The organism is Roseococcus pinisoli (genome assembly GCF_018413645.1).
Classification (GTDB): Bacteria; Pseudomonadota; Alphaproteobacteria; order Acetobacterales; family Acetobacteraceae; genus Roseococcus; species Roseococcus pinisoli.
In genome coordinates this window covers 1,045,696-1,067,838 of record NZ_JAHCDA010000002.1, presented here as the reverse complement: position 1 = coordinate 1,067,838, position 22,143 = coordinate 1,045,696, and the positions used below count along the sequence as shown (strand labels likewise).

20 protein-coding genes are annotated in these 22,143 nt (G+C 69.4%); 5 read left to right on the top strand and 15 right to left on the bottom strand.

The window, feature by feature from the left end; genetic code table 11:
• Positions 1-16: 16 nt before the first annotated feature.
• The 5 genes from KHU32_RS13765 to KHU32_RS13745 all read right to left on the bottom strand — a co-directional run bounded on the left by KHU32_RS13765 (position 17) and on the right by KHU32_RS13745 (position 5,082).
• Positions 17-919 carry an HpcH/HpaI aldolase/citrate lyase family protein gene (locus tag KHU32_RS13765; protein ID WP_213670650.1) on the bottom strand — a complete coding sequence of 301 codons (903 nt, stop codon included), beginning with the start codon at positions 917-919 and terminating at the stop codon, positions 17-19.
• A 73-nt stretch (positions 920-992) separates the two neighbouring features.
• Positions 993-2,252 (bottom strand): serine hydrolase domain-containing protein, encoded by a 1,260-nt coding sequence (locus tag KHU32_RS13760; RefSeq protein WP_213670649.1) that lies wholly within the window; start codon positions 2,250-2,252, stop codon positions 993-995.
• 98 nt (positions 2,253-2,350) lie between these two features.
• Positions 2,351-2,758, bottom strand: a complete 408-nt coding sequence (locus KHU32_RS13755) for a VOC family protein (RefSeq protein WP_213670648.1) — start codon at positions 2,756-2,758, stop codon at positions 2,351-2,353.
• Between the two features lie 186 nt (positions 2,759-2,944).
• On the bottom strand, positions 2,945-4,099 hold the full coding sequence (locus KHU32_RS13750) for a mandelate racemase/muconate lactonizing enzyme family protein (RefSeq protein WP_213670647.1): 1,155 nt from the start codon (positions 4,097-4,099) through the stop codon (positions 2,945-2,947).
• Entirely contained in the window at positions 4,096-5,082 is a 987-nt protein-coding gene (locus KHU32_RS13745) for a Bug family tripartite tricarboxylate transporter substrate binding protein (RefSeq protein WP_213670646.1), read from the bottom strand. Before KHU32_RS13745 ends, KHU32_RS13750 begins: the two co-directional genes overlap by 4 nt.
• 141 nt (positions 5,083-5,223) lie before the next feature.
• Here KHU32_RS13745 and KHU32_RS13740 point away from each other — a divergent pair, with 141 nt between their 5' ends.
• The 5 genes from KHU32_RS13740 to KHU32_RS13720 are packed head-to-tail and all read left to right on the top strand — an operon-like array spanning position 5,224 to position 9,798.
• On the top strand, positions 5,224-6,468 hold the full coding sequence (locus tag KHU32_RS13740; RefSeq protein ID WP_213670645.1) for an ABC transporter substrate-binding protein: 1,245 nt from the start codon (positions 5,224-5,226) through the stop codon (positions 6,466-6,468).
• A 10-nt stretch (positions 6,469-6,478) separates the two neighbouring features.
• Positions 6,479-7,336, top strand: a complete 858-nt coding sequence (locus KHU32_RS13735; protein ID WP_213670644.1) for a branched-chain amino acid ABC transporter permease — start codon at positions 6,479-6,481, stop codon at positions 7,334-7,336.
• Complete coding sequence (locus KHU32_RS13730; protein WP_213670643.1) at positions 7,333-8,328, top strand: branched-chain amino acid ABC transporter permease; 996 nt, start codon at positions 7,333-7,335, stop codon at positions 8,326-8,328. Before KHU32_RS13735 ends, KHU32_RS13730 begins: the two co-directional genes overlap by 4 nt.
• Positions 8,318-9,064: an ABC transporter ATP-binding protein gene (locus KHU32_RS13725; protein ID WP_249681026.1), complete on the top strand. Its 747-nt coding sequence runs from the start codon at positions 8,318-8,320 to the stop codon at positions 9,062-9,064. The genes KHU32_RS13730 and KHU32_RS13725 overlap by 11 nt, the downstream gene beginning before the upstream one ends.
• Complete coding sequence (locus tag KHU32_RS13720) at positions 9,061-9,798, top strand: ABC transporter ATP-binding protein (RefSeq protein WP_213670642.1); 738 nt, start codon at positions 9,061-9,063, stop codon at positions 9,796-9,798. Before KHU32_RS13725 ends, KHU32_RS13720 begins: the two co-directional genes overlap by 4 nt.
• Positions 9,799-10,116: 318 nt before the next feature.
• Here the strand turns inward: KHU32_RS13720 and KHU32_RS13715 are convergent, their stop codons facing one another.
• The 10 genes from KHU32_RS13715 to KHU32_RS13670 form a co-directional block, all read right to left on the bottom strand.
• Positions 10,117-12,141, bottom strand: a complete 2,025-nt coding sequence (locus KHU32_RS13715) for an ABC transporter substrate-binding protein (RefSeq protein WP_213670641.1) — start codon at positions 12,139-12,141, stop codon at positions 10,117-10,119.
• 25 nt (positions 12,142-12,166) lie between these two features.
• Complete coding sequence (locus tag KHU32_RS13710) at positions 12,167-13,165, bottom strand: ABC transporter ATP-binding protein (protein WP_213670640.1); 999 nt, start codon at positions 13,163-13,165, stop codon at positions 12,167-12,169.
• Positions 13,162-14,175 carry an ABC transporter ATP-binding protein gene (locus tag KHU32_RS13705; protein WP_213670639.1) on the bottom strand — a complete coding sequence of 338 codons (1,014 nt, stop codon included), beginning with the start codon at positions 14,173-14,175 and terminating at the stop codon, positions 13,162-13,164. The genes KHU32_RS13710 and KHU32_RS13705 overlap by 4 nt, the downstream gene beginning before the upstream one ends.
• Positions 14,168-15,319, bottom strand: a complete 1,152-nt coding sequence (locus tag KHU32_RS13700; RefSeq protein WP_213670638.1) for an ABC transporter permease — start codon at positions 15,317-15,319, stop codon at positions 14,168-14,170. Before KHU32_RS13700 ends, KHU32_RS13705 begins: the two co-directional genes overlap by 8 nt.
• Position 15,320: 1 nt before the next feature.
• Entirely contained in the window at positions 15,321-16,310 is a 990-nt protein-coding gene (locus tag KHU32_RS13695; protein WP_213670637.1) for an ABC transporter permease, read from the bottom strand.
• A gap of 177 nt (positions 16,311-16,487) precedes the next feature.
• Entirely contained in the window at positions 16,488-16,877 is a 390-nt protein-coding gene (locus KHU32_RS13690; protein ID WP_213670636.1) for a hypothetical protein, read from the bottom strand.
• Positions 16,874-17,740 carry a phosphonopyruvate hydrolase gene (locus KHU32_RS13685; protein ID WP_213670635.1) on the bottom strand — a complete coding sequence of 289 codons (867 nt, stop codon included), beginning with the start codon at positions 17,738-17,740 and terminating at the stop codon, positions 16,874-16,876. The genes KHU32_RS13690 and KHU32_RS13685 overlap by 4 nt, the downstream gene beginning before the upstream one ends.
• The gene (locus KHU32_RS13680) at positions 17,740-18,669 is read right to left on the bottom strand and encodes a BKACE family enzyme (protein ID WP_213670634.1); all 930 of its coding nucleotides are present in this window, start codon (positions 18,667-18,669) and stop codon (positions 17,740-17,742) included. The genes KHU32_RS13685 and KHU32_RS13680 overlap by 1 nt, the downstream gene beginning before the upstream one ends.
• A 56-nt stretch (positions 18,670-18,725) precedes the next feature.
• A complete protein-coding gene (locus KHU32_RS13675) occupies positions 18,726-21,233 on the bottom strand; it encodes a branched-chain amino acid ABC transporter ATP-binding protein/permease (RefSeq protein ID WP_213670633.1) in 2,508 nt (835 codons plus the stop codon).
• Positions 21,234-21,239: 6 nt separating this feature from the next.
• On the bottom strand, positions 21,240-22,115 hold the full coding sequence (locus tag KHU32_RS13670) for a branched-chain amino acid ABC transporter permease (protein ID WP_213670632.1): 876 nt from the start codon (positions 22,113-22,115) through the stop codon (positions 21,240-21,242).
• Between the last annotated feature and the right edge of the window lie 28 nt (positions 22,116-22,143).

Genomic DNA, 22,143 nt, shown 5'->3' with positions numbered 1-22,143 from the left:
CCCGCCCCGCGCCTCGTCAGCCCGCGCGCTTCGCCCGTTCCGCGATGGCCCGGGCGCGCACCAGCAGCGCCTCGGCGCGCTGCACGATGGGGATGTCGATCATCTTTCCGTCCAGCGACCAGGAGCCGCGACCGGCTGCCGCGGCCTCCTTGTCCAGCGTCACGATCTTCTCGGCCCGCGCGACCGCCTCGGCCGAGGGGCTGAAGCCGGCATTGAGGACGGGGACCTGCGCCGGATGGATCGCCGAGGCGCCGACGAAGCCATAGGAGGCCGAGAGGCGCACGATCCGCTCGTATTCTTTCAGATCCGAGTAGTCGGCGACGGTGCCGATCGTGCCCATGGGCATCAGCCCATGCGTCCGCGCCGCCTGCAGCACCTGCTGCTTGGGCAGCAGCAGCGTCTCGGCCGTCGGCTCGCCGCCCATCTCCGTGGCGTAGTCCTCGGCGCCGAGCGAGAGGCCGAGGTTGCGCGGCGTGGCGCGCGCGATCTCCTGCGCGTTGGCCAGCGGCCCCGGCGCCTCGATCAGCACCATGAAGCGCAGCGTGCGGTCGGGGATGCCGCGCTGCGCCTCAAGCCGCGAGACGAGCTCGTCGAGCAGGCGCAGATGGTCCGGCCCCTCGGCCTTGGTGATCATGAGGCCGTCGACGCCGGGCAGCACCGCCGCCTCCAGGTCGCGCACGGCGAGCTCCAGCGGCTGATTGATGCGGACCAGGATGTCCGAGACGCCCTCCCTGCGGATGCGCTCCACCGCGGCGGGCAAGGCCTTGCGCGCCTCGGCCTTGTCGGCGGGGGCGATGCTGTCCTCGAGGTCGAGCTGGATGACGTCCGCGCCGCGCGAGGAAGCCTTGGCCAGGAAGCGCTCGACATTCACCGGCACGAAGAGGCCGGAGCGCCAGACGGGATGGGCGGGAAGGGGCATGATCAAATCCTCGCGAATCAGGCGGGGATGCTGTCCCCGATCCCGGCCCGCGCGAAGCCCCTTCCGGCCGGCCTCAGTCGAGGATCGCCTGGTAGACGAGGGCGTTGATGACGCGGCGATAGTATTGGCGCAGCACGCCGGGCGTGGAGGCCATGAAGACGACGGCCAGCTCCTCCTGCGGGTCCACCCACATCGCGGTGCCATAGGCGCCGTTCCAGCTGAACATGCCCGGATTGCCGAGCATCGTGGCGCCACCCTCGCGCCGCACGGCGACGGTGAGGCCGAAGCCCCAGTTCACCATGTTGCCCTCGGTCTGGGTCAGGTTGTTGCGGATGTCGGGGTAGAGATGGTCGCGCGCCATCTCGGCCACGCTGGCGCGGGAGAGGATGCGCCGGCCGTCCAGCGCGCCGCCGTTCAGCAGCATCTGCGCGAAGCGGATATAGTCGCCGGCGGTGGAGACGGCGCAGCCGCCGCCGCAGTCCAGGCGCGGGGCACTCAGCCCCATCTCCACGGATTGCGGCCGGCCCGTCGTCGGATCCGTCGGCAGGGGCGTCGCATAGCGCGGCCGCTGCGCCTCGCTCACCAGGAAGCCGCTATCGGCCATGCCGAGGGGGGTGAAGATGCGCTGCGCCATGACCTCGCCGAGCCGCTGCTCGGTCTGCTGCTCGACCACGGCGCCCAGCACGTCGATGGACAGGCTGTAGTCCCAGACGCTGGCGGGCTGATAAAGCAGCGGCAGCGAGGCGAGCTTCGCGATCAGCCCGTTCGTGTCGTAGTCGCGCGCGGCGGCGCTGGAGGAGGCCGGGTAGAGCCGGTGCAGCGCGGTCGTCCCCCGGCCGCCATAGGTGATGCCCGAGGTGTGCCGCGCGAGGTCCGTCAGCGTGATCGGGCGGACCGCCGGCACGGTGTTGTCGGGGTTGCCGTCCACGGCCACGCGGCGGTCGCCGAGCGTGGGGAAGAAGCGCGTGATGGGGTCGCCGAGGGCGAGGCGCCCTTCCTCCAGCAGCGTCATCAGCGCCACGCCGGTCAGCGGCTTGGTCATGCTGGCGATGGGGAAGATGGCGTCCAGCGGCATGGGGCGCGTGCGCGCGCCGTCCAGATGGCCGAAGGCCTGGAAATAGGCGAGCCGGCCGCGGCGGGCGATGGCGATGACCGCGCCGGGAAGCTGCCCCCGCGCGACGTCTGCCTCCATCGTGGTGCGGATCCGGTCCAGCCTCTCGGCCGAGAAGCCCAGGGCCTCCGGTGCGGCGCGGGGCAGGGGATCGGCCGCACGGACGGGCGGCGCAGCGGTGAGGGCCAGCAGGGCCAGGCTCGCCAGAAGCAGTTTCCTCATGGACCGGAATCTCCCAGGGCCCGGCTTGGATGCGGGCCTTGGCGCCAGCCTATTCCCCGGCATCGGGAATGCTCAATGGCCCTTTCGGTGCCGGCCGGTCAGGCGGGCGCGGTCTCGCGGGGCGGGTAGTTCAGCTCCACCGCGATGCCGTCGGGATCGTGCAGGAAGAGCTGCGTCTGGCGGTCGCGCGGGACGATCCGCTCCTCGAAGGCGACGCCGCTCTTCTTCAGCCGTTCCCGCATCTCGGCCAGGCCGGTGCAGGAGAAGGCGATATGGTCGAACAGCCCCGTGGGGCCCGCGACGCGATCGGGCCAGCCGGCCTCGCGCTGTGGCCTTGCGCCGACCAGATGGACCGTCGGCGCGCCGCCGCAATAGAGCCAGTGCCCCTCGAAGCCGAGCGGTGGGCGATGGCCCTCCTCCAGGCCCAGCACCTCCACGTAGAAGTCGCGCGTCCGGGCAAGATCGACGGCGCGGATGGTGTAGTGGTTCAGGCCTTCCAACGGCATGGCACGATCCTTCCGGTCAGGGGAAACGGGGATACAGGCTGAGCGTGTTCGCGCGTGCCCGCATCGCGGTCGCGCTTCGATGAAGGCAGCGGATGTTCGCCGGCGGCGCACATGCGGCGCTGGCCTCCCCGGATGATGGTCCGGGAAGTGTCGCGCCGCGCCGGCGGCTCCGTCAATCGCGGTAATTCAACCCAGCCGCGGGTCCAGCCAGGGCTGCGTCATCTCGATCCAGGGCGTTGCCCGGGCGCCGTCCTCGTCCAGCGCGATGCCGAGGCCGGGAACCTCGGGCAGGCGGGCCTCGCCGGGGCCGAAGCGCAGGTCGTGGCCGGGGGCCATGGTGAAGAAGCGCTCCGTCTCGCCGAACTGCACCTCGAGCGGCAGCAGGTTCGGCAGCGTGGCGCAGAGATGCACCGAATGGGCGTGGCAGACGGGCCCGGTCGGGTTGTGCGGCGCGATCTCGATGCCCGCGGTCTGCGCCAGCGCCGCGATGCGCCGGATCTCCTCATGCCCGCCCGCGTATTTGATGTCGGGCATCAGCACGTCATAGCAGCCGGCCTCGACGATCGTGCGATAGGCGCCGAGCCCGGCCAGCGTCTCCGCGCCGGCGAGGCGCATGCCGCGGTCGTTGGCCAGCGAGCGGATGGCGCGGATCGCGGCGTGGTTCGCCTCGGAAACCGGGCATTCCAGCCAGAAGAGCCCGAAGGGCGCGACGTCGCGCACCAGGCCCGCGGCCCCGCCCGGCGAAAAGCGCCAATGCGCATCCACCATGATGTCCACCGCCGGCCCGACTTCCTCGCGGACCGCGGCGATGCGCGCGAGGCCCTGGTGATAGGCCGCGCGCTGGGCGGGATCGGCCGCGTCCTCCCAGACCAGGGGCTCGAAGGGCGCGAGCTTCACGGCGCGGAAGCCGGCCTGCAGCGCGCGGCGCGCGGCGGCGGCGAAGCCCTCGGGCGTGCGCGGGTTCGCGCCGCGGTTGATGTTGGCATAGAGCGGCACCGCCGCACGCAGCGCGCCGCCCAGCATGGCGTGGATCGGCCGCCCGGCCGCCTGGCCCGCGATGTCCCACAGCGCCTGCTCCAGCGCGGAGATCAGCGAATGCGCGACCAGCCCGCCGGGCGCATGCGGGATGAGGCGCGCGATGGCGTTGCGCGCCAGGGCATCGGCGCCGGCGAGGCGGGCCGCCAGCCGGCGGGCCTCGGCCTCCAGCAGCGCCTCGTGATCGGCGAGGGTGCATTCGCCGATCCCGGTCAGCCCGTCCTCGGTGCGGACGAGCACGAAGCACCAGTTGGTCTTGGGCGTGACGTTGACGCCGAGGAAGTCGACGCTCGCGATGCGGGTCATTGCGCCTGGATCCCCACGGCATCGGCCAGGCCGCGCCATTGCGTGATGTCGCTCTGGAGGCGGGCCTGCAGCTCCTCGGGCGAGGAGACGACGAGCGTGCCGCCGAGCTGCCGGATGCGCGAGCTCAGCGCCGCATCTTCGCGCAGCTTCGCGAGTTCCGCGCGGGCGCGCTCGCGGATGGCGGGCGGCGTGCCGCGCGGCGCCAGCAGGGCGTTCCAGGCCAGTGTCTCGAAGCCTGGCAGGCCGCTCTCCTCCATGGTGGGCAGCTCGGGCAGGTCGGGCTGCCGGCGGCGCGAGGTCACGGCCAGCGCCCGCACCTCGCCGCTGCGCAGCTGCGGCATGACGTTCACGAGGTTGGCGAAGGCCAGCGGCGTTTCGCCCGCCAGCACCGCCTGAACGAGGCCCGCGGCGCCGCGATAGGGCACGTGCTGGATGTCGAGCCCGGTGCGGTGGCGGAACAGCTCCATGGACATATGCGCCGAGGAGCCGACGCCGGCCGAGGCATAGCTGAACTGGCCGGGCCGCGCCCGGATCGTCTCGACGAGCTCGGCGACCGTCGTCACCGGCAGCAGCGAGGGCTTCACGAAGAGCACGTTGGGCCCCACGACCAGCAGCGACACCGGGTCGAAGGCGGTGGCGAGGTCGTAGGGAAGGTCGCGGTAGATCGCGGCGTTGATGCCGTTGGAGCCGGCATTGCCGAGCAGGAAGGTGTAGCCGTCCGGCGTCGCGCGATAGGCGGCCTCGACGCCGATGCGCCCGCCGGCGCCGACGCGGTTCTCCACGATCCAGGGCTGGCCCATCGCCGCTTCCAGCAGCGGCGCCAGGAGGCGGGCCGTCGTGTCGTTGCCGGTGCCGGGCGAGTCAGGAACGATGAGGCGCACCGCCCGCTGGGGCCAGCGCGCCGCCGGATCGGCGCTCTGCGCCTGCCCTTTGCCGGCCGCGAGAACCCCCGCCGCCGCGCCCATCAATCCACGTCGTTGCATGATGCCGCTCCTCGTCGCGCCTAACTCGCGCAGCTGCGCGCCGCAGGCAAGGGCGATGCCACTTTGCGGTGGCGCGCAAGGTCGCTAGGCTGCCCTCGTAATGAACAGCGGCGAAGACCGCGTTCACCCAGGGGAAAACGAATGTCCATCACCCGACGCTCCATGCTGGCCGCGCCCGCGCTGCTGACTGGCGTGCCCGCCCTGGCGCAGGGCGCGCCCATCAAGGTCGGCGCGCTGCACCCCCTCACCGGGGTCGCGGCCTCGGCCGGCAATGCCGCGAAAGCCGCCCTCGAACTCGCTGTGGAGCTGATCAACACGCCGCAGCCCGACCTTGCGGCGATGCCGCTGATGGCGACGACGGGCTTCCCCGCGATCGGCGGCCGCCCGCTGCAGCTCGTCCTGGCGGACCAGCAGGGCAGTCCCTCGGTCGCGCAGAACCAGGCGCTGCGCCTCATCACGCAGGAGCGCGTCGTCGCTTTGACCGGCGGCTATCAGTCGGGCCTGACCCAGACGGCCAGCGCCATCGCCGAGCGGCACGGCATTCCTTACGTGAACGGCGAGTCCGTCGCGACGAACCTGACGGAGCGCGGCTTCCGCTGGTTCTTCCGCACGACGCCCATCGGCCCCGACATCGCGGCCATCTACATGGAGTTCCTGAAGGCGGCCCGCGTCAATGACCGCCCGATCTCGAAGATCGCGATCGTCAACGAGAACACCGAATACGGCACGTCGATCGCGGACGTCATCCGCCGCACCGCCGATGCCCATGGCCTCTCCATCGCGCTGCAGATCCCCTACGCGGCCAACAGCGCCGACGTCTCGGCGCAGGTGCTGCAGCTGAAGGACGCGCAGCCCGATGTTGCGATCTTCATCAGCTACACCTCGGATGCCATCCTCTATGCCCGCACCATGCGCGCGCAGGGCTACCGTCCGCCCATCCTGATCGGCGACAACTCCGGCTTCTCGGACGACAATTTCGTGCAGACGGCGGGCGACACCGCGCAGGGCATCATCAACCGCAGCGCTTTCGACCCGAGCCGGCCGGGTAGCAATTCCTTCAAGATCAACGCGCTCTACAAGGCCCGCACCGGCCGCGAGATGGACGACACCACCGCGCGCACCATGCAGGGCTTCCTCGTCACCTGCGACGCCATCAATCGCGCGGGCTCGACGCAGCCGGCCGCCATCCAGGCGGCGCTGCGCGCGACTGACCTGAAGGCCGAGCAGCTGATGATCGGGTATCGCGGCGTGCGCTTCGACGAGAAGGGGCAGAACACGCTGGCCTCCGTTCTGCTGGTGCAGCTGCGCGGCCGCGAATATGTCTCGGTCTGGCCGACCGAGACCGCCACCTCGCAATTGCAGCTTCCCTATCGCGGCTGGGAGTGAGCAACTCCCCATGATCCTTGCGCAGGTGGTGCTGAACGGTTTCCTGGTAGGGGCCGTTTATGCGTTGTTCTCATCCGGCCTCACCTTGATCTGGGGCATGATGAACGTGGTCAACTTCGCCCATGGCGACTTCGTCATGATCGCGATGTACGTCGCCTTCATCGCCTTCACGGCGCTGCATCTGGGGCCGGAGTTCTTCGTGCCGCTGGCCGCGATGATGCTCTTTCTTCTCGGTGTCGTCGTCTATTACGGGCTGGTGCGCCACGTTATGCGCGGCCCCATCCTGGCGCAGATCCTGGGCACCTTCGGGCTGGCCTTGGTCCTTCGCTACGCCACGCTTTGGATATTCTCCGCCAATTTCCTGTCGCTGCCGGAGAACCTGCTGGGGGAAGTGCAGACCGTGGCCGGCCTGCGCCTGGAACCCTCGCGTGTCGTGGCGGGGATCGCGGCGCTGATCCTGACCATCGGCCTGCATCTGCTGCTCACGCGAACCGCGCTGGGCAGCCGCCTGCTCGCCGTGGCGGAGGATCGGAACGCGGCCATGCTGGTCGGCATCCGGCCTGATCCCATGCAGGCCCTGGCCTGGGGCCTAGGTGCTGCCTGCACGGGGGTGGCCGGCGCCCTCATCGCGCTGTTTTTCTACATCACGCCAACGGTGGGCGAATCCCTCGCGCTGATCGCCTTCGTGGTCGTCTGTCTGGGCGGTTTCGGCAGCGTGCCGGGGGCATTGGTGGCGGGCCTGACCATCGGGATCATCGAATCCCTGACCTCCTTCTGGATCGGGCCGGCCTTCAAGGACGTCGTCGTCTTCATTCTCTTCCTCGCCGTTCTGTGGTTCCGGCCGCAGGGTCTGCTGGGCAAGGCATGAGCGCGAAGACGATGCCGGCAGCGCCCCGCGCCGCGAGCCGGCTGCTCCTTGGCGCGCTGGTGCTGGCCGCCGTGCTGGTCTGGCCACTGCTGATCGAGGATCAGTTCTACCAGCGCGTCGGCGCGCTGGTGATGCTGGCCGCGCTGTCCGCCTCGGCCTGGAACCTGGTCGGCGGCTATGCCGGCCAGATCTCGATCGGCCATGTGCTGTTCTTCGGCTGTGGCGCCTATGCGTCGCTGCTGGGCTTCACCTGGTTCGAATGGGCGCCGATCCTGGGCGCGCCCTTCGGCGTCGCGGTGTCGCTCCTGCTGGCGCTCGTCGTCGGCCGGCCGACGCTGCGGCTGAAGGGCCACTACTTCTCGATGGCGACGATCGCCCTGGCCGAGCTCGCGCGGATCATCGTCACCAATACGCCGATCCTCGGTGGGGCCGTGGGTGTCTCGGGGCCGGCGATGCCGCGGTCGGTGCTCGATCTCTCCTTCATCAGCCCCCTGCCTTATTATTATATCTTCGGCGGCGTCCTGGGCGTTCTCCTGCTCTTCACCTGGTGGATGAGCCGCTCGCGCATGGGCTTCTATCTCCGCGCGATCCGTGGGCAGGAGCGGGCGGCGCGCAGCCTCGGGGTGCCGGCGGAGCGCTACAAGATGTATGCGCTTCTGGCGTCGGCGGGCTTCACCTCGCTCGCGGGCTCGCTCTATGCGGCCATGCTGGGCTTCGTCGATCCCGATAGCGGACTTGGCATCCTTCTCTCGGTCAAGATGGTGATCGCGGCGGCGCTGGGCGGCGCGGGCACCTTGTTCGGTCCGCTGGTCGGCGCGGCGATCCTGGTACCCCTCGAGGAGATCACCAACGCGATGTTCGGCGGAAGCGGCACGGGCGTCACCTATGTCGTCTACGGCGCCATCATCGTGTTCATCAGCCGTTTCGCACCGGGAGGGCTGGCCGAGATCCTGTCCCGCCTCAAGGCCTGGAGGGCGCGACATGCCGGCTGATGCCCCTTTGCTGGAAGCCCGCGACATCGTCGTCGCCTTCGGAAGCTTCCGCGCGGTCGACGGCGCCTCGCTCAGTATCGGCAAGGGCGAGATCATCGGGCTGATCGGGCCGAACGGCGCGGGGAAGAGCACCTTCTTCAACTGCCTGGCAGGAGACCGGCAGCCGGCTTCGGGCACGATCATGCTGCGGGGCCACGACGTGACACGGGCCACGCCCGAGGAGCATGCGCGCCTGGGCCTCGCTCGGAGCTGGCAGGTGCCCGCGGTGTTCGACGACCTGAGCGTGCTGGAGAACGTGATGGTGGGTGCCTTCCTGCGGCACCCGCGCACCGCCGATGCCGTGGCTGCCGCCGAGAAGGTGATCGACTTCACCGGCCTGCGCCCCATCGCGGCGGCACGGTCCGGCAGCCTGGGGACACCAGCGCGCAAGCGCCTGGAGATCGCCCGTGCCCTGGCGACGGAGCCCGAGATCCTGCTGCTCGACGAGGCACTGGCCGGCCTGACGCCCACGGAGGTACGGGCCGCCATCGAGCTGGTGCGCCGCATCCATGCGCGCGGCATCACCCTCGTCATCGTGGAGCATGTGATGGAGGTCATCCTGTCGCTCGCGAACCGGGCCGTGGTCTTCCACCAGGGCAAGGTGATCGCGCAGGGGGCGCCTAAGGACGTGGTGCAGGACCCGGGGGTCATCGAGGCCTATCTGGGCCGCAGCCTCAACCGGAAGGCGAGGGCATGACCGACGCGCTGCTGAGCGTCCGGAACCTCGAGGTCCGCTACGGCGATCTCGTGGGCGTGTCGGACGTGTCGCTGGAGGTTCGCAAGGGTGAGGTGGTCGCGCTGCTCGGCTCGAACGGGGCGGGCAAGACCACGGTGCTGAACGCGATCATCGGCCTCGTCCGGCCCACGGCGGGCCAGGTGCTGTGGGAGGGCGCTTCGATCGCCGGTCAGCCGGCTTTTGCGGTCGTCGGCCGCGGGCTTGCCCTGGCGCCGGAGGGCTGGCGGCTCTTCGTGAACCAGACCGTGGAGCAGAACCTGCGCCTGGGCGCCACGCCGCTGGGAAACCGCAAGCGCGAGGCGGAACTGCTGGAGAAGGTCTTCGCCTTCCTGCCGAAGCTCAAGGAACGGCGGCGCCAGGCGGCTGGCACGCTCTCCGGCGGCGAGCGGCAGATGCTGGCGGTGGGGCGCGCGCTGATGAGCGCGCCGCGCCTGCTGCTTCTGGATGAGCCGTCGCTGGGCCTCGCGCCGGCCATCGTCGAGATGATGTACGAGAAGCTGCAGGTCCTGCGCGACGAGGGGCTGACCTTGCTCATCGCGGAACAGTCCGTCGAGCTCGCGCTGGACATTGCCGACCGGGGCTACGTCATCCAGACCGGTCGCTCCGTGCTGGAGGGGCCGGCGGACGAACTGGCCCGCAGCCCCGAGGTGCAGCGGGCCTATCTGGGCATCGGCGGCGATGAGGCCCCGGCGTGAGATGACATCAATGGGATCGAGGAGGTCGCGGCTCGGCTGGGGGCGTGCCGCTGAACCGCATCGCGATGGAGCAGGGCTTCGTCTCGTTCTGGGAGCCACGCGACGAGGTGCCGTTGCACCGGCGAGGAGATCTTCCCGCGCGACGGCGAGGCGAGTGCCCTGGGCGTGCAGGCGTTGATCGAGACGAGCGCCCTGATTCGCGAATTGCCGTCCCGGGCGAAAACCCGGGCCGAGGATTACATCGACCTCCTGGCTGGCTGAGGCACGCGCCTCCCTTTGGAGGGGGAGGGAGCCGGGCACGCCGGCTCCCCATGGGTGTCAGCTCTTGAAGTACCACTGATCCGGGCGGGCGCCCCAGGGCGTGCGGCAGTGCTGGGAAATGCCCGTTCGCGCCGGCACGTTCTCCAGCTTCTCGCTCACCACGCGCACGCCCATGAAGGCCGGCGAGAGCCCGACGAGGCCGATGCCCCATTGCTCGTCGACCGCGATTTTCCAGACTTCCTTGGCCGTCTGGTTGCGCTCCTCCTGCCGCTGACCGGATGCCGAGCGCATCAGCTCGTAGGCACGGAGCAGCTTGGGATCCGTCGGCGCTTCGCCGCGCGCGCCGTTGGAAGCGTACCAGTGCGAATAGACATTGCTGATGACAGCGCCGATCGGGTCCACCGGCAGGGTATAACGCGGGTAAAGGTAGAGGCTCTCCGTCCCGTTATTGGTCCAGAGCGCGATCTGGTGCTGGTCCGTATAAGCGCGCGTGTACCAGAGGCTGCGCTCCATCACCTTCACGTCGGTCGCGATGCCGATCTGGCGCCAATGCTGGGCGATCATCTCGGCCTGCTGCGGCCAGGTGGGGGAGAGCGTCTGGCCCACCGCGATCTCGATGCGCAGGCGCTGGCCGTTGTCGCGCCGGAGGCGGAAGCCCTCGCGATCCTTACGCTGCAGGCCGATGCCGTCCAGCAGGCGGTTGGCCTGCGGGATGTCGAGCGTGGACCATTTCTGGCGCCATTCCGGCCCGGGATTCTCGGGCAGGTTGTCGTCCGGCACGACCGAGCCCGGCGTGCCGAGGCCGAGCCAGAAGGCCTCGTTCAGCTGGTCGCGGTCGATGCCCAGCGCCAGGGCGCGGCGGAAGTCCACCTTGGCCAGCAGGTCGCCGATCTCGGCGTCCTCCTTGTAGGTGATGGTCGGGAAGAGCACGGAATCGGCGCCGTTGAAGCCCGGGTCCAGATGCACCTTGTAGCGGCTGCGCTGCTGGTTCTCGATGATCACCGGCAGCTTGCCGAGGTCGATGAAGCGCTCCTGGTAGTCGTATTCGCCGGCGATGGCGCGCAGGTTGATGACCTCGGGATTCTCGGCCAGCGACATCTGCACGCGGTCGATATAGGGCAGCTGCTGCCCCTCGGTGTCGACGGCGTAGTAGTAAGGGTTGCGCTCCAGCACCCAGAGCTGGGTGTTGATGGGCTGCACCATCCGCCAGGCCGAAAGGGTCGGCAGGTCGCGGTTCAGGCGCCAGTCGGACCTGTACTTGAAGTGCTCCACCCAATTGCCGAAGCCGGCCGCGCGGGCCTGGGCGGTGAGCTGCTCCATCGGCGTGTACTTGGGCAGGAAGGCCTTGAGGTAGTTGGCCGGCGCATAGATGCCGTAGCTCTGGCCCTGCGACTGCTGCCGCGTGTTGCCGCCGCCGATGAGCGTGTCGCCGGCCAGCATCTGCGGGAACAGGAAGTACGGGTCGTCGAATTCGAAGGCGATCGTGTGCTCGTCGACCTTCACGATCCGGCCCGGCTTGCCGTTGGAGGCCAGCTCCGGCGCGGGCGAGGGGACGAGGTCGCGGTTGGCGTAGATGTCGTTGAAGTAGAACAGCCAGTCATCCGCGGTGTGCGGCGAGCCGTCGGACCATTTCTGCCCGCGGCGCAGGAAGACCGTGGTGCGGCGGCCGTCGTCGCTCACCTCGTAGCCGCGGGCGAGGCAGGGCTGCAGCTCCGTGCCGGAAGCATCGAAGAAGAGCGGCTTGTCGGCCGACATGATGCGGTTGCCGTTCTCGCTGTCGCCCGGGCCGATGAAGCCGCGGCGCCAGGTGCCGCCGTACTTGCCGACGCTGCGCAGCGGCTGCACGACCATCACGTCCTGAGGCAGGCGCTGGTCGACGGGCGGCAGGCGGCCGGCGCGGACCTGCTCGGCCAGCATCGGCGCTTCCTTGAACTGCCGGGGACGGCGGGCCTCGTCGGTGACGATGGTCGGCCCCTCAAGCTGGCCGATCAGGCCCGAATCATGAAAGCTGCCGCCGGTCTGCGCGACGGCCGCGCCGGCGACCCCGGTCAGGGCCAAAGCCCCCAATTCCCTGCGCCGCATGGCGTTTCTCCCTCTGTTTCTTGGTTTAGCGGACGCCGACGAGATCGAGCTCGGCGGCGCGATGGCAACTGACGTAACGGCCCGAGCCCGTCGGCGTCAGCTCCGGCCGCTCGATGCGGCAGCGATCGACGGCATAGGGGCAGCGCGGGTGGAAGGCGCAGCCGGGCGGCGGGTTGGCCGGGTCGGCCACCTCGCCCTGGGCCACGCGGCGCCGGCCGCGGCGCGACGGGTCGGGCGCCGGGACCGCTGCCAGCAGGGCCTCGGTGTAAGGATGCAGCGGGGCGCGGTAGAGCGTGTCCGTCGGCGCCACCTCGACGATGCGGCCGACATACATCACCGCCACCCGGTCGCTCACGTGGCGCACCACGCTGAGGTCATGCGCCACGAAGAGCATGGACAGGCCCAGCCGGTCCTGAAGGTCGAGCAGCAGGTTGATGATCTGCGCCTGCACCGAGACGTCGAGGGCCGAGACCGGCTCGTCCGCCACCACCAGCCGGGGGTTCAGGGCGAGGGCGCGGGCGATGCCCACGCGCTGCCGCTGCCCGCCCGAGAAGGCATGGGGGAAGCGGATGCGCGCGCTCTGCGGCATCTGCACGAGCTCCAGTAGCTCGGCCACGCGGTCCCGCCGCTCGGCCGCCGGCACGCCGTTGACCTTCAGCGGCTCCGCGATGATGTCGCCGACCATCATGCGCGGATTCAGCGACGCATAGGGGTCCTGGAAGATCATCTGGATATGCCGCCGCAGCGGCCGGACCTGGCGCTTCGGCAGGGTGGCGAGGTCCACCGTCTCCGTCTCGCTGGTGGCGAAGCGGATGGCGCCGGAGGTGACGGTGAGCGCGCGCAGGATGCAGCGGGAGACGGTGGTCTTGCCGCAGCCGCTCTCACCCACCAGCGCCAGTGTCTCGCCCTGGGCGATGTGGAAGCTGACGCCGTCCACGGCGCGCACCCGGCCCACCTCGCGGCGCATCAGCCCCGCGCGAATGGGGTAGTGCTTCTTCAGGTCCTGGACTTCGAGCAGGTTCATGCGGTGACAGCCTCGCTCTGATCGACCTTGAAGCAGGCCGCGCCGGATCGTCCGGGCGGCACGGGCCGGGGCGACTGCTCGGTGCACAGCGCGCCGAGCTGCTCCGAGCAGCGGGGGTGGAAGGGGCAGCCGGAGGGCCGGGCGCCCGGATGCGGAACGGCGCCGCCGATGGTCGAGAGGCGCTGGCGCGGCGTGGCCAGGATGCTCGGCACCGCACGCAGCAGGGCGCGCGTATAGGGGTGGCGCGGCTCGGAGAAGACCTCCTCCACCGGCGCGAATTCCACGACCCGGCCGAGATACATGACCGCCACCTCGTCGGCCATTTCGGCGATCACGCCCATGTCATGGGTGATGAGCATGAGCGCGATGTTCTTCTCCTCCTGCAGGCGCCGCAGGAGGGAGAGGATCTGCGCCTGGGTGGTGACGTCGAGCGCCGTGGTGGGCTCGTCGGCGATGACGATCTCCGGATCGCCGGCCAGCGCCATGGCGATGCCCACGCGCTGCCGCAGCCCGCCCGAGAGCTCGAAGGGATAGGCCGAGATGCGGGTCTCGGGCCGCGGGATGCCGACTTCCCGCAGCAGCTCGATGGCGCGGTTCTGCGCCTCGGCCTTGGAGATGTCGGCATGCTGGAGGACGGCCTCCATGATCTGGTTGCCGACCGTGTAGTGGACGCTGAGCGCCGTCATCGGCTCCTGGAAGATCAGGCCGACGCGCCCGCCGCGGACGCCGCGCATCTCCTTCGATTCCGGATCGAGCTGCGCGAGATCCACTTCCCGCGGCGTACCGGGGTCGAGGATCATGCGGCCCGCGGTGATGCGGCCCGGACGGTCCACGATGCGCAGGATCGACCGCGCGGTGACGGATTTTCCGCAGCCGCTTTCGCCGACGACGCCGAGGGTGCGGCCGGCATGCAGGTCGAAGCTAACGCCGTCCAGCGCGCGCACGACCCCCTGCTCGGAGCGGAATTCGACCGCGAGGTCGCGGACGGCGAGGGAGGTTCTGTCAGCCATAGGGGTCCGCCGCATCGCGCAGGCCATCGCCGAGGAAGTTGAAGGCGAGGATCACCATCGTCACCGGGATGGCCGGCACCAGCAGCCACGGCGCGCCGGACAGCACCTGGATGTTCTGGGCATCCTGCAGGAGGATGCCCCAGCTCACCGCCGGCGGCCGGAGGCCGAGGCCCAGGAAGCTCAGCGAGGTCTCGCTGATGATCATCGCGGGCAGGGCCAGGCTGGTCGCCGCGATGATGTGGCTGGTGAAGGAAGGCAGCATGTGGCGGAAGATGATCCGCCCCTGGCTGGCGCCCGAAAGCTCCGCCGCCACCACGAAATCCTCCTCGCGCAGCGCCAGGAACCGGCCGCGCACGACGCGGGCGAGGTCGGTCCAGCCGATCAGCGAGATGATGATGGTGATGGCGAAATAGACCTGGATGACGTTCCAGGTCCGCGGCAGCGCGGCGGCGAGGCCCATCCAGAGCGGGATGGTGGGCACTGATCGCAGCACCTCGATGATGCGCTGGATCACGAGGTCCACCCACCCGCCGTAGAGTCCCGAGACGCCGCCCAGCAGAACGCCGAGGAAGAGACTCAGGACCACGCCGGCAAGCCCGATGAAGAGCGAGATGCGCGTCGCGACCAGGATGCGTGAATAGAGATCCCGCCCCAGCTGGTCCGTGCCGAGGAGGAACATGCTCTCACCCGCCCGCGCGCCTTCGACGCCGAAGAGGTGGATGTTGGTCTCGAAGATGCCGAGCAGGTTGTAGGTATAGCCGCGGACGAACATCCGCACCGGCAGCTTGCGCGAAGGGTCGGGCGAATAGGCGAGCTGGAAGGTGCGCGGGTTGCGCACGCCGCGCAGCCCGTAGACATGCGGGTTGAAGCCGTTTTCGTCGAAGAAGTGGATGCCCTGCGGCGGGATGAAACTGCGCCGCGCATCCGTCGCATGGGGATCGGTGGTCGCGAGGAAGTCGGCGAAGATCGCGACGGCGTAGAAGAGGACGATGACGACGAGGCTGACGAGCGCCAGCTTATGCTTGCGGAAGCGCCACCAGGTGAGCTGCAGCTGCGTGGCCTGGGCGTAGCGCGCCTCGGCCGCGGCGGCCTTCTCGTCCAGAGGGGCGGACGGGGGAGTGGCGGTATCGATCGCGATGCTCATCTCAGCGCCCCTCCAGCCGGATGCGTGGGTCGATCCACATGAGCAGCATGTCCGAGATCAGCGTGCCGATGACGGTCATGACGCCGAGCAGCAGGACGATGGCGCCGGCCAGGAACATGTCCTGCGCGACGAGCGCCTGCAGCAGCAGCGGCCCCACCGTCGGCAGGCCCAGCACCAGCGAGACGATGATGCTGCCCGAGACAAGGTAGGGGAACAGATAGGCCAGCGAGCTCGCGAAGGGATTGAGCGCCGCGCGCACCGGGTATTTCAGCACCGCCCGCATTTCCGTCAGGCCCTTGGCGCGGGCGGTGACGACGTAGGGCTTGCGCAGCTCGTCGAGCAGGTTGGCGCGCATGATGCGGATGAGCTGCGCGGTGCCGGCCATCGCCAGGACGGCGGCGGGGAGGGGGAGGTGTTTCGTGAGATCCCAGACGCGCGCCAGGCTCCAGGGCGCCTGCGCATATTCCGCCGAGAAGAGGCCGCCGACATTGAGGCCCAGATAGCGGAAGCCCAGATACATCAGGATCAGCGCGAGCAGGAAGTTCGGTATGGCGAGGCCGATGAAGCCCAATGTCGTGAAGATGTAGTCGCCTATCGAATATTGTCGCATCGCGGAGTAGATGCCGATCGGCAGCGCGATCATCCAGGTGAGGAACAGCGCCGAGACCGAGACCGCCATGGTGAGCCAGAGCCGGTCGCCGATGACTTCCGTGACGGGGCGGCGCCAGACCATCGAGACGCCGAAATCACCCTTGAGCACGCGGCCCATCCAGATGCCGTACTGAACGACGACCGGACGATCGAGGCCGTATTCGCGCCGCATCGCTTCGGCTTGCTCCGCGGAGACGGAGCTGCCGCTCGCGGCCAGGTTCGCGATATAGGCATCCACGAAGTCACCGGGCGGAAGCCGGATGATGACGAAGGTGAAGATCGAGATGAAGACGCAGGTGATCAGCGCGAGTCCGAGTCTGCGCAGCAGATAGATCACCATGGGCGCGGTTCGCCTGGTGGCATCGTGACATTTCCTCCGGCCGGCCGATCGATGTCAGCTCGTGTCCTGGAGGCAGTAGATATCCGCTTTCTTCGATAGGCAAGCGCCTCACGCCTTCATGGCGACGACGACAATCCGGCGTGGGAACGTCGTCGCGAAGGCGTGGCCGCGCCGGACTTACATGCCGTAATCCGCGAGCTCGGGACGCATCGCCTCGATCACGACATCGACCAGCGCATCGGGGGCATCCAGGTAGAATTCGCGGTCGGAATAGGCGCCGACGGTGGCGGGAATGCCGCGCTCCGAAAGCCATTGCGCGAGGTCGCGGAGGTCTGCCTCGGGCGTCTCGCTGAGGAAGGAGATCTGCGAACGGAGGCGGTCCTCCTCGCGATGCGTCGCCTCACTCCGGCTAAGCTGAAGATCGATGTTGGCGCCGAGCTGGCGCAGCCAGATCGCGCGTTCCGTCCGTCGCAGCTCCACGAATCCGAGCCGCTCCACGAAAAGCGCGACGATGCTCTCGAAGTGCCGGCCGACGACGCGCTGGGCGACATGGTTGAACTGCATCATCGCAGATAGGCCTTCTCGATGGCGCGCATGGCCGCATCGCCCTGCAGCGCGAAGACATCGCCCACCGAGGCGATGCCCGCTTCGACGCCCGCGATGCCGCCTTCCGCGAGGATCCGCCGGAAGGTATCGCGCATGGCGCCGACCGCGGCGCGGATCGCGTGGTTGCCGCAGATGATGAGGCCCACCTTGCCCAGCGCCGCGACCTCGGCGAAGGAGAGCTGCGGATAGCTGGTCGGCACCAGCACCAGCGGCACTTTCCCGGGCCAGGCGCGGCAGAAGGACAGGATCTCGTCCGGCGTCTTCTGCTTGCTGTGGATCAGCACGGCATCCGCGCCCGCCTCGGCATAGGCATCGCCGCGTCGCAGCGCCTCCGCCTCGCCGAGTCCCGCGATCAGCGCCTCGGTGCGGGCGACCACCAGCACGTCCCCGGCCGCGCGCGCCGCCTCGATTTTGCCCTGGAACTCCTCGACGGGCAGCAGCTCCTGTCGCCCCCCGGGGCGCAGGCTGCTGTCCTTCGGGAAGGTCTTGTCCTCCATCACCACCGCCGCCACGCCGGCCGCGATGTAGCGCGGCACGGCATAGGCGACGTTCACGGCATTGCCGAAGCCGGTGTCGATATCGGCGACGACCGGCGCCTCCTGCACCTCGCCGATGGCACGCATCATCTCGAGATGCGTGCCCATGGGCAGGATGCTGGCATCGGGCACGGCATAGCTGGCCGAGAGCTCGAAGCCGCTGCCCCAGATGGCGTCGAAGCCGGCCTCCGCCGCCAGCTTGGCGGCGAGAGGGTTATGCGCCGCCATGGCGAGGGCCGGCCTGTCGGGGTCCAGCTTCGCGCGGAGCAGATCGGCCTTGGAACTCATCAGAAGGCGACCTGATCACCGCCCTTGAGCGAGAGGATCTCGCGTGCCTCGTCCGGGCTCGCGATCTCGAGACCCAGGCCCTCGATGATCTGGCGCGCCAGGCGCACCTGCTCGGCATTGCTGGAGGCGAGGCGACCCGGCCCGGCCCAGAGGCTGTCCTCCAGCCCCACGCGGACGTTGCCGCCCTGGGCCGCCGCGATCGCCGCGATCTTCAGCTGGTTGGAGCCGGCGCCCAGTACCGACCACTGGTAGTTGTCGCCGAAGAGCCGGTCGGCCGTGCGCTTCATGTGCATCACATCGTCCGGATGCGCGCCGATGCCGCCCTGCAGGCCGAACACCGTCTGGATGAAGAGCGGCGCCTTCACCAGCCTTTGATCGAAGAAGTACTTCAGGTTGTAGAGGTGCGAGGTGTCGTAGCACTCGAACTCGAAGCGCGTGTTGTTCCCGGCGCAGGTCGTCAGGATGTACTCGATGTCCTTGAAGGAATTCCGGAAGATGATGTCCTTGTTCTCAAGGTACTCCTTCTCCCAGGGATGCTTGAATTCCTTGAAGCGGTTCAGCATGCCGAAGAGGCCGAAATTCATCGAGCCGAGGTTCAGGGACGCCACCTCGGGCTTGTAGGTCGCGGCGGGGCGCACGCGCTCCTCGATGGTCATGGTCGGCGCGCCGCCGGTGGTGATGTTCACCACGCAGTTGGACGACTGCTTGATGATGCCGAGGAAGGGCGCGAAGGCCTCCGGCGACTGGTCGGGCTTGCCGTCCTCCGGGTTGCGCGCGTGCAGGTGCACGATGGCCGCCCCGGCCTCTGCGGCGCCCAGCGCGGCCTCGGCGATCTCGGCCGCCGTGATGGGCAGGTGCGGCGACATGCTGGGCGTGTGGATCGCGCCGGTGACGGCGCAGGTGATGATGACGCGGCGTGGCTTGGCCATGGCTCAGTCCTTTTGCTTGTGGGCACGCTTTCCGGCGGGGAAGGGATGCGGGGCCGCTACAGCCACAACACCTTTCTCCGCAGTTCCTGGTCGTCGCGCAGCATGCGGCTTTCGCCGCTCCACGTCACGCTGCCGCGCTCGAGCGCGACGGTGCGGTCGGAGAGCGCGAGCGCCAGGTCGAGATGATGGTCCACCAGCACGATCGAGACCTCGTGGCGGAGCTTGTCGAAGGCCTCGAAGAGCTCCTCCGAGATGGCGGGCGACAGCCCCTCGAAGGGCTCGTCCAGCAGCAGCACGCGCGTGTCGCCGACCAGCGCGCGGGCGACCGCGACCATCTGCTGCTCGCCGCCCGAAAGCCGGTCCGCCTCGACCTTCCAGCGCGTCTTGAGCCGCGGGAAGAAGGTCAGCACGCGCTCCTCCTCCCAATGCGTGCCGGCGCCGGTGAGGCGCTTGAGCCGGCCGAGACTCAGATTCTGCTCCACCGTCATGCCCGCGAAGAGGCCGCGGCCCTGCGGCACGAAGCCCACGCCGCGCCGCGCCGCGACCTCGGCGGAAAGCCCGGCCAGTTCCTCGCCGGCCAGCGTCACGCGGCCCGAGGCGGGCGGCGCGATGCCCATGACGGTCTTGAGCAGCGTGGACTTGCCCGCGCCGTTGCGGCCCAGCAGCGCCATCACCTCGCCCTTGCGGAGCGTCAGCGAGACGTCGCGCAGGATGTGGCTCTTCCCGTAATAGGTATTCACGCCCTCCAGGGCGAGCAGCGTGGCTTCCTCGGCGGCACTCTCGCGGGGCTTGGCGGCCACCGCATGCGCGCCGCTGCCGAGATAGACGGCCTGCACGCGCTCATCGCCCCGCGCATCCTCGACGCCGCCGTCGACCAGCACCTCGCCCTCATTCATGACGGTGACGTGGTCGGCGATCTGGAAGACGCGGTCGATATCGTGCTCCACCAGCAGCACGGGGATGTCGGCGGAGAGGCGCTTGATCAGGTCGCCCACGCGCAGCCGCTCGGCCGCGGCCAGGCCCGCCAGCGGCTCGTCCAGCAGCAGCACGCGCGGCTGGGTGGCCAGCGCCAGGCCCATATCCACCAGACGCTGCCCGCCATAGGAAAGGGCGCCCGCCTCGGCATGCTCGATGCCGGCCAGGCCCATCCAGCGGATCAGGGTCTCCGTCTCGGCGTTGATCTCCCGGATGGCGCGGGCGTCGCGCCAGGGCGAGAAGCGCTCGGTATGCCGCGCCTGCACGGCAAGGCGGATGTTTTCCTCGATCGTCAGGCCGGGGAAGAGGTTGGTGATCTGGAAGGACCGCCCCATGCCCGCCCGCGTGATGGCGTAGGGTTCCAGGCCGCCGATCTGCCGCCCGTCCAGCACCACGCGCCCCTGGTCGGGCGCGAACATGCCGGAGAGAAGGTTGAAGGCCGTGGTCTTGCCGGCGCCGTTAGGGCCGATCAGCGCATGCAGGCTCCGATCCGCCACGGCGAAGGAGACGTCGCGCACGGCGCGCACCCCGCCGAAGGACTTCTGGATGCCTTCGGCCGCCAGCGCCGCGCCCTGCGTCACGCCGGGGCGGATGAATTCGCGCGGCACCGGCGTCGGTGCCTCCACGCGGCGGGCGGACATGGCGGCGTCGAGGTCGGGCGCCTTGGGCCGGAACGGCGCCAGCAGCCGCTCCGCCACGCCCACCAGCCCGTTCGGGCTGAAGACGATGAAGCCCACGAAGAGCAGGCCGAAGACCAGCAGCCAGTTGGCTGTGTAGATCGACAGGAATTCTCGGAAGAGAATGTAGAACAGCGCCCCCAGCGCCGGCCCCAGGAAGGACCGCATGCCGCCAATCACCACCATGGCCAGCAGCTCGCCGGAGAAGGCGATGTTCAGCGGGTCGGCGCTGGCGAAGCGGTGGTTGAAGGTGCTGAGCACGCCCGCCAGCGAGGTCAGCGTTGCCGATACGACGAAGGCCACCAGCTTGTAGCGGTTGGTGTGGTAGCCGATGAAGCCCGCCCGCTGCTCGTTCTCGCGGATCGCCACCAGCACGGTGCCGATGGGCGAGCGCAGGAAACGCCACAGGGCGATGCAGGCCACCAGCGCGATGACGGCCACCAGCGCGTAGTAATGCCGCGTGTCTTCGAAGAAGGGGGTGCGCTCGATGCCGCCGAAGCCGTTCTCGCCGCCGGTCAGCTCGGTCCAGCGGAAGGCGATGGCGAAGCTCATGGCGGTCAGCGCCAGGGTCAGCAGGGAGAAGTAGACGCCCCGCCGCCGCAGGATGACGAGCCCCGCCACCGCGGAGCCCAGGCCCACGATGACCAGCGCGGCGAGGCCGGGGGCCAGCATGGCGCCCGGGAAATAGTGCCGCTGCAGGATGGCGGCCGCGAAGGCGCCGATCCCGAACCACACGCCATGGCCGAAGGAGACCAGGCCCGTGCTGCCGACCAGGATGTTCAGGCCCATGGCGGCGATGGCGAAGATCACGACATCGGTCGCGGTCTTCAGCGGCAGGCCCAGCAGATCCAGCGCGAAGGGCAGGATCAGCAGCGCGGCGGCCGCGACGAGGAGGGAACGAGCGTCACGCATCGGGGGTCACTCGAATTTCTGGATGCGCTCGCCGAAGAGCCCGCGCGGGCGCAGCAGCAGAACGAGCACCATGAGGAGGTACACCGAGGCCTCGGTGGCCGGCGGGTAGAAATAGGCGGCGAGGCCGCGGACCACGCCCACGATGAAGGCGGCCGCGATGACGCCCCAGAAGGAGCCGAGGCCGCCGATGACCACGACCACGAAGGCGAAGGTCAGGATCTCGGCCCCCATGGCGGGGTGCACGCCGCTGATCGGCGCGGTCATCACGCCGGCCAGGGCCGCGAGGCCGACCGCGATCGCCACGACCGCGCTCATATAGGGCTTCAGCGAGATGCCCAGCGCCGCAACCATGTCCGGGTTCTGCACGCCCGCGCGGACCACGCGGCCGAAGGCGGTGCGGGACAGCAGCAGCCAGAGGCCCAGCACCGCGGCGGCGGAAACCGCGAGGATCAGCAGCCGGTAGCGCGAATAGATGAAGTCCCCGATCAGGACCTGTCCGCGCAGCTCCTGGGGAATGGAGAAGGGCACCGGCGCGGCGCCGAAGACCATGCGCAGCGTCTGCTCCGCCACCATGGCGAGGCCGAAGGTGAGCAGCAGGCTCAGGATCGGATCGGCCCGGTAGAAGCGGCGCAGCAGGAAGCGCTCGATGACGAGGCCGAGCAGCGCGACCAGCGCCGGCGCGGCCAGGAAGGCCCCGCCGAAGCCGATATGGTCTGCCAGCGCCACGGTGAGATAGGCGCCGATCGCGTAGAAGGCGCCATGCGCCAGGTTCACGATCCCGCCGAGCGAGAAGATGAGCGAAAGGCCCAGCGCGATCAGCAGGTAGAGGGAGCCGACCAGCAGGCCGTTCAGCACCTGCTCGAGGATGAAGATGAGCTGCAAGGGGGGATATCCTGGAGCAGGGGGCCGC

Bases quoted from the DNA above. Each gene is read 5' to 3' on its own strand.
- KHU32_RS13715 (WP_213670641.1), bottom strand. From the start codon at position 12,141: ATGCGGCGCAGGGAATTGGGGGCTTTGGCCCTGACCGGGGTCGCCGGC.
- KHU32_RS13690 (WP_213670636.1), bottom strand. From the start codon at position 16,877: ATGATGCAGTTCAACCATGTCGCCCAGCGCGTCGTCGGCCGGCACTTC.
- KHU32_RS13740 (WP_213670645.1), top strand. From the start codon at position 5,224: ATGTCCATCACCCGACGCTCCATGCTGGCCGCGCCCGCGCTGCTGACT.
- KHU32_RS13765 (WP_213670650.1), bottom strand. From the start codon at position 919: ATGCCCCTTCCCGCCCATCCCGTCTGGCGCTCCGGCCTCTTCGTGCCG.
- KHU32_RS13720 (WP_213670642.1), top strand. From the start codon at position 9,061: ATGACCGACGCGCTGCTGAGCGTCCGGAACCTCGAGGTCCGCTACGGC.
- KHU32_RS13735 (WP_213670644.1), top strand. From the start codon at position 6,479: ATGATCCTTGCGCAGGTGGTGCTGAACGGTTTCCTGGTAGGGGCCGTT.
- KHU32_RS13750 (WP_213670647.1), bottom strand. From the start codon at position 4,099: ATGACCCGCATCGCGAGCGTCGACTTCCTCGGCGTCAACGTCACGCCC.
- KHU32_RS13695 (WP_213670637.1), bottom strand. From the start codon at position 16,310: ATGGTGATCTATCTGCTGCGCAGACTCGGACTCGCGCTGATCACCTGC.
- KHU32_RS13680 (WP_213670634.1), bottom strand. From the start codon at position 18,669: ATGGCCAAGCCACGCCGCGTCATCATCACCTGCGCCGTCACCGGCGCG.
- KHU32_RS13710 (WP_213670640.1), bottom strand. From the start codon at position 13,165: ATGAACCTGCTCGAAGTCCAGGACCTGAAGAAGCACTACCCCATTCGC.
- KHU32_RS13745 (WP_213670646.1), bottom strand. From the start codon at position 5,082: ATGCAACGACGTGGATTGATGGGCGCGGCGGCGGGGGTTCTCGCGGCC.
- KHU32_RS13760 (WP_213670649.1), bottom strand. From the start codon at position 2,252: ATGAGGAAACTGCTTCTGGCGAGCCTGGCCCTGCTGGCCCTCACCGCT.
- KHU32_RS13675 (WP_213670633.1), bottom strand. From the start codon at position 21,233: ATGCGTGACGCTCGTTCCCTCCTCGTCGCGGCCGCCGCGCTGCTGATC.
- KHU32_RS13725 (WP_249681026.1), top strand. From the start codon at position 8,318: ATGCCGGCTGATGCCCCTTTGCTGGAAGCCCGCGACATCGTCGTCGCC.
- KHU32_RS13705 (WP_213670639.1), bottom strand. From the start codon at position 14,175: ATGGCTGACAGAACCTCCCTCGCCGTCCGCGACCTCGCGGTCGAATTC.
- KHU32_RS13755 (WP_213670648.1), bottom strand. From the start codon at position 2,758: ATGCCGTTGGAAGGCCTGAACCACTACACCATCCGCGCCGTCGATCTT.
- KHU32_RS13730 (WP_213670643.1), top strand. From the start codon at position 7,333: ATGAGCGCGAAGACGATGCCGGCAGCGCCCCGCGCCGCGAGCCGGCTG.
- KHU32_RS13700 (WP_213670638.1), bottom strand. From the start codon at position 15,319: ATGAGCATCGCGATCGATACCGCCACTCCCCCGTCCGCCCCTCTGGAC.
- KHU32_RS13685 (WP_213670635.1), bottom strand. From the start codon at position 17,740: ATGAGTTCCAAGGCCGATCTGCTCCGCGCGAAGCTGGACCCCGACAGG.